The organism is Aquimarina sp. U1-2 (assembly GCF_017897595.1).
In the GTDB taxonomy this organism is placed as follows: domain Bacteria; phylum Bacteroidota; class Bacteroidia; order Flavobacteriales; family Flavobacteriaceae; genus Aquimarina.
The window spans coordinates 242,478-256,064 of record NZ_JAGKIK010000001.1 but is presented as its reverse complement, the minus strand read 5'-3'; the positions used below and the strand labels follow the sequence as shown (position 1 = coordinate 256,064).

General features: G+C 35.3%; 9 protein-coding genes. 6 read left to right on the top strand and 3 right to left on the bottom strand.

The features are described 5' to 3' along the window. Positions 1 to 10 precede the first annotated feature (10 nt). The 3 genes from J8281_RS01035 to pafA all read right to left on the bottom strand — a co-directional run bounded on the left by J8281_RS01035 (position 11) and on the right by pafA (position 3,518). Complete coding sequence (locus J8281_RS01035) at positions 11 to 730, bottom strand: YqjF family protein (protein ID WP_210195732.1); 720 nt, start codon at positions 728 to 730, stop codon at positions 11 to 13. A 130-nt stretch (positions 731 to 860) separates the two neighbouring features. Beyond that, positions 861 to 1,754, bottom strand: coding sequence for a YihY/virulence factor BrkB family protein (locus J8281_RS01030; protein WP_210195731.1), 894 nt, complete (start codon positions 1,752 to 1,754; stop codon positions 861 to 863). Between the two features lie 114 nt (positions 1,755 to 1,868). Beyond that, on the bottom strand, positions 1,869 to 3,518 hold the full coding sequence (gene pafA, locus J8281_RS01025) for an alkaline phosphatase PafA (RefSeq protein WP_210195730.1): 1,650 nt from the start codon (positions 3,516 to 3,518) through the stop codon (positions 1,869 to 1,871). 156 nt (positions 3,519 to 3,674) lie between these two features. On the opposite strand from pafA, the gene J8281_RS01020 reads away from it, so the two are divergent. The 6 genes from J8281_RS01020 to J8281_RS00995 all read left to right on the top strand — a co-directional run bounded on the left by J8281_RS01020 (position 3,675) and on the right by J8281_RS00995 (position 13,334). Then, the gene (locus tag J8281_RS01020) at positions 3,675 to 5,126 is read left to right on the top strand and encodes a CotH kinase family protein (RefSeq protein ID WP_210195729.1); all 1,452 of its coding nucleotides are present in this window, start codon (positions 3,675 to 3,677) and stop codon (positions 5,124 to 5,126) included. Positions 5,127 to 5,273: 147 nt separating this feature from the next. Next, positions 5,274 to 5,888 (top strand): hypothetical protein, encoded by a 615-nt coding sequence (locus J8281_RS01015; RefSeq protein ID WP_246848927.1) that lies wholly within the window; start codon positions 5,274 to 5,276, stop codon positions 5,886 to 5,888. Between the two features lie 55 nt (positions 5,889 to 5,943). After that, positions 5,944 to 7,167: a Pycsar system effector family protein gene (locus tag J8281_RS01010; protein WP_210195728.1), complete on the top strand. Its 1,224-nt coding sequence runs from the start codon at positions 5,944 to 5,946 to the stop codon at positions 7,165 to 7,167. A gap of 10 nt (positions 7,168 to 7,177) precedes the next feature. Further along, complete coding sequence (locus J8281_RS01005; RefSeq protein ID WP_210195727.1) at positions 7,178 to 8,707, top strand: GH3 auxin-responsive promoter family protein; 1,530 nt, start codon at positions 7,178 to 7,180, stop codon at positions 8,705 to 8,707. A 10-nt stretch (positions 8,708 to 8,717) separates the two neighbouring features. Further along, positions 8,718 to 12,428, top strand: a complete 3,711-nt coding sequence (locus J8281_RS01000) for a metallophosphoesterase (RefSeq protein ID WP_210195726.1) — start codon at positions 8,718 to 8,720, stop codon at positions 12,426 to 12,428. Positions 12,429 to 12,434: 6 nt separating this feature from the next. Beyond that, the gene (locus J8281_RS00995) at positions 12,435 to 13,334 is read left to right on the top strand and encodes a DUF6268 family outer membrane beta-barrel protein (protein WP_246848926.1); all 900 of its coding nucleotides are present in this window, start codon (positions 12,435 to 12,437) and stop codon (positions 13,332 to 13,334) included. The last annotated feature ends 253 nt before the right edge of the window (positions 13,335 to 13,587 follow it).

The window sequence follows — 13,587 nt, the reverse complement described above, 5'->3', positions numbered from 1 at the left end:
GTTTTCTTAATTAAGATGTTTTTTGTAACATGCGTTTGCTTTCAATAGTAATCGCTGATCCTTCGGCAAGCATTATCGAATCAGGTTGACGGTTGTTTAAGAATAAAAAATCTGAACCGTACACCAATCCAAAATCTACATTAATAGTGTAATCTAATACCTCTAACATACTCCACCGGGGGTGTGTAACCTGATACTCATTCGTTTTGTCATTATTTATTTTTGAGTACCCCCAATAATGCTCTGTAATAAACTCTGAGAATGAGTGTTGTTCCAGTGGTTTAGCAATACTTTTGGTTTTTACTGATATACTTTGCCATTTTCCTTTCTTTTTCCACTGATATGTAAACAACCTACTGTTATGATCATTTTTCCAGGAATATCTCATAGGTAATGTTTCGTACTTTTCGTTATACACTAAATTAGCTACCCAAGATAACGCAGGTTTTGGGACTATTTCTTTCACAAAAACGACACCTCGCCGTATCGTATCATTTTCATAGCGTTTTACATAGAATCGCAAATTAACTTCTTCAAAATTTTTATGAAAAGGTATACTGAACCCCAATAACTTTACATTTTCAAACAAGAACCCTATCAAACTTACATAATATTTGCCTTGCCATTGATCCAGTTCTGTACCATAAGGCACATACTTTTCTAATAATTTAGGATCAACTTCATAATTTGCAAAGGCAAGATTACGCCATGCCGCAGTTAAAAAACTCATACCTTATTTTGTTTAACTTTTTTTGAATAAAAATTAAACAAAAATAGTAAAAGTTTAAGATTTTTAGGACTTACCATTGCTTTTGTTGGCGTTTAAAAATAGTACATGCTCCAAAAACCACCACTTTAGGCTACGAAATTTTTTCAGCATAAGAAGCAGGTTGGATTCCGCTACCAAATTTATGAGCGAGCACCTTTGTAAATTCTGCTCCAAAAAACAGAATCAAACTCGAATACGATACCCATAATAAAATTAAAATAACCGATCCCGCCGCTCCAAAAGTCGACCCTGGGTTTGTGGTCCCAAAATAAATTCCAAGAGCTAATTTTCCGATGCTGAATAGAATAGTGGTTACAAAAGCACCTAGCCAAACATCTTTCCATTTCATTTTTACATCGGGCAATACTTTAAATATTAAAGCAAACAATACAGTAAAAAGTACTATGGACAGGATAAAATTTATAATCTGTATCACATATACGATTATATTAGGAAAATGTGTACCTATCCAGTCTGTAGTTGCAGTGATGAGTGCTGTCAAAACTAAAGAAGTGAGTAGTAAAAATCCAATCACAAGGATAAGGCCCAACGAGAAAATTCGGTCTTTAATCATTTTTAAAAGTTCGTTTTTGGGCTTTGGTTTCACCTCCCAAATTGTATTTAAAGATTTTTGTAAAGCGATAAACATTCCTGTGGCACCATACAATAAGGTAATAATACCAATCATGATGATCCAGATAGATTGTTCTTGATCAATAACATTTTTTAGCATACCCTCGATGGTGGTTGCAGCATCAAAACCTAATACATCTGATATTTCGTTAATAATTTTCCCCTTTACTTCTTTCTTTTCATAAAAGATGCCTACTGTTTGAATAATAATTATAAGTAAAGCAGGAAAAGAGAATAGTGCATAGTAACTTACCGCCGCACTCATTTGAAAGGGCTCGTTGGCTATCCAATTTTTATAGGTAGTTACTAGCATTCGTAAAAATGACTTTATAGAAACCGTCGTATACTTCATTTTTTTAGTTTTTCTTGATGCTCTTTTGGTGATGTTTTTCTTAAATACGCTTTATGTCTTGATTTGTATACTGAAAACCAGGCATACTAATCTTCCTGTTAAAAAATGTTGTTATTAATCATCGATTATTTCACTTAAAATATTTCCATTTGCGGCATTGGGTAATGCAATTCCTAATAGTGCCGAGAGGGTTGGGGCAATATCAGAAACTGTTGTTTTTTTGGTAGTTGCTCCTTTTTTGATACGAGTACCCAAAAAAAGTAGTGGGACATGCGTATCATACTGGTAAGCACTTCCATGCATAGAACCGGTTTTTGAGTAGGCGACCACAGCAGGATTTAAAATATAACAAACATCTCCACTTCGTTTAGAATGAAATCCTTTTTTAATTTTTGATTTTATTGTCGATACCGTATTAGCATGTTCTATCTGGCTGCGAGTATATGTTTCTGAAATCATTGTGACTTTAGTAAGATAGCGTGCTATAGAATTCTGAATTTCTTCTGTATTTAGTTGATTTTTATGAATAAGATCATGATTTAAAAATATCTGTTTGTTTGAAATATGTTCTATAATACTGTCATGCTGATATAGCGTTTGAAGGTGCCTTTGCAGCGCCAAATGTACAGAGGCTTCTTTAAAATATCCTGAAGGAATTTTAATTGAACTTAAAAAACTCGGTACATGTGTGGCTCCGTGGTCTGACGTTAAAAATACTACATACGATTTTTTACCTACTTGTATGTCTAGTGCGGTTAACAAACGCTCTACATCTTTATCCAGGCGTATGTAAGTATCTTCAATTTCTTTAGAATTTACGCCAAAATTATGGCCAATATAATCTGTACTTGAAAAACTAACGGTTAAAAAATCGGTATCCTTGTCTTTACCTAATTGTTCTTCTTTTATCGCTTCTATGGTAAAATCTACCGTTAAACTATTGCCAAACGGTGTATGCAAAAGTATATCGTATTCTTTATTGAAGGATTTCAATTCTTGAAGAGGATAAGGAAATACGGGTTCCTGTTTTCCTTTAAATCCCCTTTCGAAACGGGTATTGTCTGGCCCGCTCTCTACATAAGTGCTACTATCAAAAAAGGTATTCCATTCTTTAAAATAACGATCTGCGGCATCAGACGCATTAAAATCAATTACCCACTGTGGTAATTTTTGCATGTAGTATGTCGATGAAATCCAATTTCCCTGGTACTTACCCCGAAACCAATATGCTGCATTTGCGGTATGACCTCCAGGTAGAATGGCACCTCTATCTTTAAGCGCAATACTTATGGTTTTTCCCTTCATTTGCGTGTGTAAGCGATTCTGGTCTGTTATCGTTGTAACTTTTAATTGAATGGGTGATTTTTTACCGTCTGTGCTGCTTGTACCTACCGGAGAAGTGTTTTCATCGGTTACACAGTATATTTTTCGTTTTTTCGTTTTGTCATACCATATATTCCCTATAATTCCATGATTTCTGGGAGTGGTTCCGGTATAGATTGAAGCATGTCCGGGGGCTGTTGTAGTGGGGATATAATCAAAATGATGATTTTGGAAAGAAAATCCTTTGTTCATCATTCGTTTAAAGCCACCCTCTCCAAATTTTGAATAAAAACGTGTTAGATAATCATATCGCATTTGATCAACTACTATACCTACAACAAGCTTAGGCTTTGTCTTTTTGGTAGTGTTAGCAACTTGATGTTGCGCATTTACAAGTGTAATGGTTACAAGCCATACAAGTAAGATTAGTACATAGGGCATAGATTTCAAATATTTACAAACCTTAATGTAAATAAAAGTTTGTAATTCGAGAAGGATTTTATCGATACAGATAAAACTTCTCGTAATAATGTTATTTTTCTATAGAATTAATACAAATATTTGTAAGCTACTGGTCACGCTTTTTATGCAAATGAAATGAGGGTAACGTATTTTATGCACTTTTTTGGTTTACTCATTTTTGTATGCCCATTTTATATATGCTCACAAACGTTTACTATTCAGCCTGACAAGGCTTCTTTTGGTATAGATAAAAAGCATAAAATTATCGTTTGGAATTATAAGATAGCAGATAGCCTTAGTTCTAGTAAAAGTACTGTACAAATCAAATTTCGTAATGACTTTACATGTGCTATTCCGGCAAATACGTTATCCTATAGTCGTAGTTATGAGCTTATTCATGAGCAAGATACTTATAAACTATATATTACAGCATTACCTTTAATAAAGATCACGACTACGCTTCCTGTAGTAGATGATCCTAAAGTTCCCTCTCGGTTCACATTCTCACATCATAATGATATGAAAGAGGCAGTAGCAGGTATCGAGTTTAGAGGTAATATTTCATTAAAGTTTCCCAAGAAATCCTATGATTTAGAGTTTTGGGAAAATGATACCGATGATACTTCAATAGATGTACAGTTTGGTCATTTACGTAGTGATGATGATTGGATTTTGGATGGATTGTACAATGAGCCCTTGCGATTGCGCTCTTATTTCTGTAATACACTTTGGTTGTCTATTCATAAACCTCACTATATAAATAATGCAAAAGAAGCAAAAAGTGGTATCGACGGATTATTTGCTGAAGTTTTTTTGGATTCACAATATATTGGGCTTCATACATTAACAGAGCAAGTAGATCGCAAACTGCTACAGCTTAAGAAAATTGCTTCAGGAAAGGTTCATGGTGAACTATTTAAAGCAGGAAGTCATAACGGAGCTCCATCTTATACCGTAGCACCAAAGTACAAGAATATTTTTCCGCACTGGGCGGGATACGAAATGGAATATCCAGTCGTAAATTATAAATCCCACTGGCAAAATATATATCGCTTCACAAAATTTGTACTCAATGCGAAGCCATCCACATTCAAAAAAAAAGTGTCAAAAAAATTTAATCTCGATAATGCTATCGATTATTTTCTTTTTATCAATCTAGTGAGAGCTACCGATAATTTGGGCAAAAATTTTTATGTAGCTCGCTTCGACAAAAACACACCCTATTTTAACGTGCCTTGGGATTTGGATGGAGTTTTAGGAACGATTCAAGATGGTAAGCGTATCGCTACAACCAATGATATTTTAAGTAATGGGCTATTTGATCGTCTTTTAGAAGATAATCCTGATAATTATCGGCAGCGTCTTAAAAAACGTTGGTTCACGCTAAGAAGAAATGAATTTAGTAATCAAGCATTACTGGATAAGCTGTTAACCAGTTACGCATATTTCGAAAAAAACAAAGTTTATGAAAGAGAAATGATCGTATGGCCTTTGCAAAAACCCATAGAGGATCATAAGACTTATATGGTATCGTGGATAAGTGATCGTGTTCAGTTTTTGGATGGTTACTTTCAAGCTTTTGAATAATTCCTGAAAAAACATGTGCTTTTTTACGAGCACAATGAACTGTATCGATTAAAAGAGTTAGCCTTTATATCATATGCACTAACATTTCATTAGGTTGTGATCTATATTGGCTATCGTAATATGCATTATATATTCATTTTTAAAACCATGTTTAGCATTAGCTCTATGTTTTGGATTTCAAATTATACTATGGCGATACCCGAAAATACCTATATCAAAAATAAAATCATTCCAGAAATTATTCGCAATGCTGCTCATACTGCATTATCTCATTATCCTGAACTTGATAACGTAGCCATAGAGTTCAAATTAAAGACTTCATTAAACAAGTCTTTTATGAAAGCACAACCTAAGTTTTCAACACTTTTAAAATCGCGAAAAAACAGAGCATACGTTATTTTGATAAGTGAAACATTCAAAATAGATAACTTAGAATTAAAAATAACCGATATCCCCGAAAATGTGATGATAGGATGGCTAGGTCATGAATTGGGGCATGTTATGGATTATCATACAAAAAGTAGTTTGAAGCTAATCTGGTTTGGGATACGTTATGCGACCTCTCAAAATTTTATTCGAAAAGCAGAGCGTGTAGCAGATACTTATGCCGTAGTACATGCCATGAAAGATTATATATTGGCTACAAAAAAATTCATTTTGAATCACAGTTCGTTATCAGAGAGGTATAAAGCCCGAATCAGAAGATTATATTTATCTCCCGATGAAATACTACTTCTGGTTAAAGAACAAGAGAACCAATAATCTATAGATACTTGGTTATGACTAACCATCAGATATGAATACTAAACAATAGACAATGAAAGCTGTACTGGAAAAAGCTGAAGATTACATATTTAAACTCTTCAAAGATAAATTACCAAAAACATATTTATACCATAATTTTCTTCATACGCAACGCGTGGTAGACAGCGTACAAGAAATTGTTGAAAAATCTGATATCGACACCAAAGATGCAGAGATCTTAAAATTGGCTGCCTGGTTTCATGATGCAGGTTATATCGATGGGTCTGAAGATCACGAGAACAAAAGCGCTCAACTTGCAAAGCAATTTTTAAAAGACCAGGGAGTAGGGCAAGAAGATATTAAAAAAGTAGAACGCTGTATACTGGCAACTACATTTGGTAAACAACCCGAAGATATTCTCGAAGAAATCATAAAAGATGCCGATAGTTCTCATCTTGCCAAGGATTATTTTACAGAAGTAAGTGAACTATTACATCAAGAATTAATTCTTCATGGTAAAGAGGAGCAATCCGGGAAAGAATGGCGAACAGAAAATGTAAGATTATTTTCTGAACAACATCGATATTATACGCGATATGCTGTTGAACATTGGGAATCAGAAAAAAATAAGAATTTATTAAACTTACTCAAAAAGCAGAAAAAGAATAAAAAGAAGCAAAAAAAAGAGGTGGTTAAAGCCAAATTAAAGGCTCGATATAAAAATGAGAGTCCCGAGCGTGGAATACAAACGCTATTTAGGGTAACGCTTAGAAATCATATAAAGTTAAGTGATATTGCCGATACGAAGGCCAATATTTTACTCTCTGTTAATGCTATTATCATATCGCTAGCATTAGCCAATTTAATTCCGAAGCTAGATGCTCCCACCAACAGACACTTGATGATCCCAAGTTTAATCCTGGTATTGTTTAGTGTAGCGGCAATAATTTTATCCATAATGTCTACACAACCCAATGTTACGGGAGGAGAATTTACCAAAGACCAGGTTCAAAAACGAAAAGTGAACCTTTTATTTTTTGGAAATTTTTTTAAAATGCCTTACGAAAAGTACCAGGAAGCCATTGATGCAGTGATCGATGATAAAGAATATATCTATACCATGCTCACAAAAGATCTCTATCTTCTTGGTGTAGTTCTGAAAAGAAAATATAAGCTATTAAAAATTACATACATCGTATTTACCGTAGGTATTATACTATCAGTCGTGGCATTCATCTTTGCCTTTGCCAACGTTGAATTAGCAGAAAAGGTGGCAGAACCCATTATTTCAAAATAAAACATGCATCATGGCAATTATAGGATCATTAATAAAAGGAGCAATAGAGTTAAAGGGAGTATTCACATCGGCACCTAACCCTGTTGAATCGCAACAAAAAGTATTAGAAGAATTACTTAAAACTGCAGCAGATACTCAATTTGGTAAGCACTATTTATTCGAATTTATTCTTCGTTCAGATCATATGCAGAAAAATTTTGCGGAAGAAGTACCTTATTTTGATTATCACCAGTTGCATGAGCAGTGGTGGCATAAGGTTGTTAATGGTGAAACCAATGTTACCTGGCCAGGGAATCCGGATTATTTTGCTCTAAGCTCTGGTACGACAGGAAAACAAAGTAAACGTATTCCTGTATCAGAGCAAATGATAGAAGCTATACGAAAAGCAGGAGTTAAGCAAGTTGAAGCTTTGTCGAATTTTGACCTACCTTCAGAATTTTTTGAAAAAGAAATCATGATGTTAGGGAGTTCTACAGATTTGACCGAAAAGGATGGACATCTCGAAGGCGAAATTAGCGGGATTAGCGCAAGCAATATTCCTTTTTGGTTCGAAGGATATTATAAGCCGGGAAAAGAAATTGCTCAAATCGATAATTGGGATGAGCGGGTACAGCGTATTGCAGAACATGCAAAAAAATGGGATATAGGTGCTTTAAGCGGGATACCCTCGTGGATAGAGCTAATGCTTCAAAAAGTAATCGATCATCATAACGTAGCTACTATTCATGATATATGGCCCAATTTGCAGGTGTATACTTCTGGCGGAGTAGCCTTTGCACCTTACGAAAAAAGTTTCAATAAGCTACTAAGCCATCCCATAACTGTTATCGATACATATCTCGCTTCAGAAGGATTTATAGCGTATCAGGAACGCCCAGAAACCGATGCGATGAAATTAATAACCGACAATGGGATTTACTTTGAATTCGTTCCTTTCGAGCCAGATTACATCAATCAAGATGGCTCTCTTAAGCAAGACGCACCTTCCATTCCGCTTTCCGAAGTAAAAATTCATCAGGATTATGTTCTTTTACTAAGTACTGTTTCCGGAGCCTGGAGGTACATTATTGGTGATACTATAGAATTTACAGATATAGAACGAGCAGAAATTAGAATTACAGGTCGCACCAAATTCTTTTTAAATGTTGTTGGGTCGCAACTTTCTGTACAAAAAATGAATACTGCACTACGAGAGATTGAAGAAAAATTTCATATTGAAATTCCTGAATTCACCTTAGCAGCAACTCGAATTGATGACGAATTTTATCATCATTGGTATTTAGGAACAGATAGCGCTACCGGTAATGATCAATTAGCAGAAGCATTAGATGCTGCATTAAAAAAAGCAAATAAAAATTACAAAGTGGCAAGAAGTAAAGCTTTAAAAGGAGTAAAAGTAACAACGGTGCCGCCCATGCTATTTTCTGAATGGAGTGGATCACAAAAGAAAAAAGGGGGACAGGTAAAAATGGAACGTGTCATGTCTGAAGAAAAGTTTGCCGAGTGGGAAACTTTTGTCGCCGATCATGTTTCTAATTAAAATGATGACTATGTATAAAAAATCTATTATTGTTGGCCTACTTATGCTCTTATGTAACAGTTGTGCACTGTATGAGCCTCAATATAAAGAACCTTTTGACCCGTCTATCGTACCTGAAAATACTGCTATTGAAAAAACTTTTTATTTAATAGGGGATGCCGGATACGCAAAAGCCAAAAAAAGTACACCGGCCTTACTGGCACTCGAAAAATATCTAGAAACACACCCACAAAAAGGGAACTTCACTATTTTTTTAGGTGATAATATTTATCCAGATGGGATGCCAGAAAAAGACGAGAATGATCGAAAAATAGCTGAACATCGACTTGATGCTCAAATTGATGCGGTGAAGAATTTTGACGGTCAGGTTATTTTTATTCCCGGTAATCACGACTGGTACAACGAGGGTTTGAAAGGTTTGGAGCGTGAAGAGAAATATTTTGAAGAAAAACTTAAGGATAGAAAGGTTTTTAGACCTTCAAAAGGTTGCGCTTTTGAAAGTATAGAGGTCACGGCAACTATACAATTAATCATTATTGATTCTCAATGGTATCTCGAAGACTGGAATAAGCATCCAACCATTAACGACAATTGCCCAGAAATTAAAACTAGAGAAGCACTCTTTCTGGAAATTGAAAGTGAGTTTAAAAAAAATCAGGATAAAACCATTTTATTTGCTTTACATCATCCTTTGTACACCAATGGCGTACATGGTGGAAAATATGCTCCCGTTAAACATATATATCCTTCTCAAAAAAAATTGCCCTTACCTATTTTAGGATCCCTGGCTATGCAGATTCGTACTGCAGGTGGTATTTCTACTCAGGATAAACAGAATAAACAATATAAATCATTGGTTCGTCGCTTATCAACAATCGCCAAAGGGGCAAATCGAGTTATTTTTGCTTCGGGTCACGAGCATTCTATACAATACATAGAGCACGAAGGGATTAAGCAAATTGTTTCTGGCGCCGGTGCAAAAAATTCTTACGCAACATTGGGCAATGACGGTCTTTTTGCATATGGCGGACAAGGTTTTGTACGATTAGATATCTATAAAGATGGTTCTTCGTGGGCTACTTATTTTGGTAGTACGAATAATGAACCTCAATTGTTGTATAGAAAAGAGATTTTTAAAAAAATACCAGAGTTTGACCTTTCTACAATCCCGGAAAATACTCAACAAACAGTACAAGCTTCCGTATACAAAAAGGAAATCACCGAAAAAACAGAATTCTATGAGAGCATTTGGGGAGACCATTATCGTGACTTGTATGGTAAAAAAATTGAAGCTAGGGTGGCCATGCTTGATACATTATATGGTGGGCTAGAAGTAGTTAGAAAAGGTGGAGGGCATCAAACCAGATCGCTACGATTAGTAGATAAAAATGGTAAGCAATACAATATGAGAGCACTTAAAAAAAGTGGTGTGAAATTTTTACAGTCGACTGTTTTTAAAGATAATTATATAGAAGAATCCCTAGAAAATACAATTTCTGAGGATATATTACTTGATTTTTATACCGCTGCTCATCCATATATTTTTACGGTCATTCCTGAATTATCAAATGCCGTTGGTATTTTTCATACCAATCCAAAGATTTACTACATCCCCAAACAAAAAGCATTAGGAAAATACAATGCCGATCACGGGGATGAACTCTACATGATCGTAGAGCGACCCGAAAAAAACCATAAAGATCTGGCATCCTTTGGAAAGCCTGATGATATAGAGAGCACCTCTGATGTATACGAGCGGTTACGACGAGATGAAAAATATAAAATCGATGAGTCGGCTTTTATTAGAGCTCGCCTATTCGACATGCTAATAGGGGATTGGGACCGTCATGAAGATCAATGGCGATGGGCGGAATATGAATTAGAGAATGGAGATCATATTTTTAAACCTATTCCGAGAGATAGAGATCAGGCATTTTCTAATTTTGACGGAGGTTTTTTAGGAACTTTAAGAGGGTTTTTAGGAATTGCCAACCAATTTCAGGTTTACGATGAAGAATTGAAAGATGTAAAATGGATGAACATAGCGGCCAAGCGATTAGACCGTACCTTACTTCAAAATAGCGGTAGAGAAGAATGGCAGAGACAGGCAAAATATATTCAGGACCACCTTACAGATGCTGTTATTGATAGTGCTTTCAAAAATGTTCCGCCAGAGGCAGAGGGAAAAGATTTAGATGCCATCAAGAAAAATTTAAAAGGTCGTAGGCAACACATTCTTGATATTGCTAATCGCTATTATGATTTTCTTACTAGCGTATCTATCGTCACAGGTACCGATAAAGACGATTTTTTTGATATTCGTCGAATGAAAGATGGTAAAACCAGGATCGTGGTTTCAAGAATCATTGATGGTAAAAAAGCAAAAGTAATTCGTGATAAAACGTTTGATAAAAAAGACACCAAAACAATTTGGATATACGGCTTAGATGATGATGATGTTTTTGAATCTTCTGGTATCGCCGATAATCCTATTCGAATTCGAGTAATAGGAGGGCAAAACAATGATATTTACAGATTCAATAAAGGAAGAAAAATTACGGTCTATGATCATAAAAGTAAACCTAATACTGTCGAGAAAAAAGGTAGTGCCAGGATTAGACTAACCGATAACTATCAAATCAATAATTTTGACAAATATAAGGAGGTAGAAAATGCTTCATCGGTGCTACCGGTTATAGGTTACAACCCCGATGATGGTGTGCGCATAGGCCCCATGGCATTATATACAATTAACGGTTCAAAACGCAATCCTTTCTCTAGTAATCACTCTTTCTATGGCGGCTATTATTTTGCGACGCAAGGTTTTGATTTGGGGTACAAGGGAGAGTTTCCCGGGATATTTGGTGATTATAGCTTTCTAATTGAAGCTAAATATACCAGTCCGAACTTTGCCGTTAATTTTTTTGGATTCGGAAATGAAACAGAAAATAATCAAGACGAACTAGGTTTTGATTACAACCGTGTACGATTAAGCATGTACAATTTGTCGTTAGGAGCAGTAAAAAATGGTAGATTAGGAAGTTATTTCGAGTACAAAAGCACTATAGAAGGTATTCAAATTGACGATACACCAGGTCGATTTATAACAGCAGAAGCCAATTTGCAAGATACTGAAGCATTTGAACGCAAGTGGTTTGTAGGTATAGATGGCACCTATGCCTATGAAAGTTATGATATAGTTGTTAATCCAACTAGCGGAATGAAGTTTGAAATTAATGTAGGTGGGCGTATGAATATTGAAGATACCGAGAGAACATTTGGATATATCAAACCACACTTGAGCTTTTATAATGCACTTACCAAAAATCGTAAAGTAGTTTTAAAAACAGCCGCCCAGGGTCAATTTAATATAGGTGATAATTTTGAGTTCTATCAGGCAGCCCAGTTGGGAGACGGTAATTTGTTACGAGGATATCGACTGGACCGATTTACTGGTCAATCTGCCCTTGCCGGAAGCGCTGATATACGATACAGTTTCGAACAGTTTAAAACACGAATCTTACCGCTACAAATAGGTTTGTTTGCCGGTGCAGACACCGGTAGGGTTTGGGTAGCTAATAACGATACATCTGATAAATGGAACAGTAGTTACGGAGGGGGATTGTGGATAAATAGTGCAAATGCTATTAAAAGTACCTTTCAACTATTTACGGGAATAGATGGATCTCGATTTTCATGCTCATTTGCATTCAAATTTTAAAAGCGTATGATGCACCTAAAACACGTTCAGATTTTTATATGCTTTCTTTTTGTGATAACGATGCAATCGCAGGTATCTGATCTTGCCAGATTGGAATATACGTACTTTCCTCAGCGCAATAGTGATAATTCTTTTCGAAGGCTACGGGTTTTTGCAAAATATCCTGTAAAACTCAACGACAAAGGAAGTTATTTGGTACCCGGAATAGAATATCAAAATGTTAATTTCATTTATAGAGATGAAACTTTTTTTGACACCTCAGATTTAGAACGATTCAGTTCTTTTACAGGAAGTTTGATTTACACATTTAAATTGAAGAATAACTGGCGCTTTGTCGCTCAAACTGGATTGATGATAGCCTCAAATTTTGAAGGGGATGGTATCAATGCCGACGATACTATATTTACCGGAGCATTATTGTTTCTCAAAGATAAAACAGACGCATCAGTAGCAAAGCCCTGGCGACTTATTTTTGGAGTGCGATATTCGACTACGGCAGGTATACCTATTCCTTTACCTTTTATAAATTATTATCGCGAATTTCGTCCTAATTGGTCGTATGTAATAGGCGTGCCAAAAACAAATATTAAGTATACGTTTAAAGAGAAAAATGTAGTGCAAGGATTTGTTACACTCGACGGTTTTTTTGCAAATATTCAAAATAATAAGAGATTTACCGATTTACCAAATACAGAAGAAAAAATTGCCAATAGTATCTCAATGACTATTGTATTAGCCGGATTAGGTTATGAACGATACCTAACCAATCACCTGGTTGTGTATTCTTATGCAGGATTTACCTTGGTTAATGACATACGTTTGCGCGATGATGATCAAGAGGATGTATTAACGATTAACGATCAAAATAGTTTGTACATTAGGGCCGGGATAAAACTGAAAATTTAAATTGATCGTGAGCGTTTTAAGTAGATTGTGCTCGTTTTTACAATCAAATCGAGTAAACGCTAATTAATAGAATTTCCTGAGGCTCCGCCTTGTGCGGCATAGTCTACAGACAGTAAAACGTTAAGAGCTTAGAATTAAAACAACAAAATCTAGGTTTTAATTCTCAATTGGGGCGGTTTTGATTTTTTACTTCGATAGTTTCTTAACTTAAACCCGGTTTATGCATTAGAATTTCGTTATGAGGTTTGAAAAT

Bases quoted from the DNA above. Each gene is read 5' to 3' on its own strand.
- J8281_RS01010 (WP_210195728.1), top strand. From the start codon at position 5,944: ATGAAAGCTGTACTGGAAAAAGCTGAAGATTACATATTTAAACTCTTC.
- J8281_RS00995 (WP_246848926.1), top strand. From the start codon at position 12,435: ATGATGCACCTAAAACACGTTCAGATTTTTATATGCTTTCTTTTTGTG.
- J8281_RS01000 (WP_210195726.1), top strand. From the start codon at position 8,718: ATGTATAAAAAATCTATTATTGTTGGCCTACTTATGCTCTTATGTAAC.
- J8281_RS01030 (WP_210195731.1), bottom strand. From the start codon at position 1,754: ATGAAGTATACGACGGTTTCTATAAAGTCATTTTTACGAATGCTAGTA.
- pafA (WP_210195730.1), bottom strand. From the start codon at position 3,518: ATGCCCTATGTACTAATCTTACTTGTATGGCTTGTAACCATTACACTT.
- J8281_RS01015 (WP_246848927.1), top strand. From the start codon at position 5,274: ATGTTTAGCATTAGCTCTATGTTTTGGATTTCAAATTATACTATGGCG.
- J8281_RS01020 (WP_210195729.1), top strand. From the start codon at position 3,675: ATGAGGGTAACGTATTTTATGCACTTTTTTGGTTTACTCATTTTTGTA.
- J8281_RS01035 (WP_210195732.1), bottom strand. From the start codon at position 730: ATGAGTTTTTTAACTGCGGCATGGCGTAATCTTGCCTTTGCAAATTAT.
- J8281_RS01005 (WP_210195727.1), top strand. From the start codon at position 7,178: ATGGCAATTATAGGATCATTAATAAAAGGAGCAATAGAGTTAAAGGGA.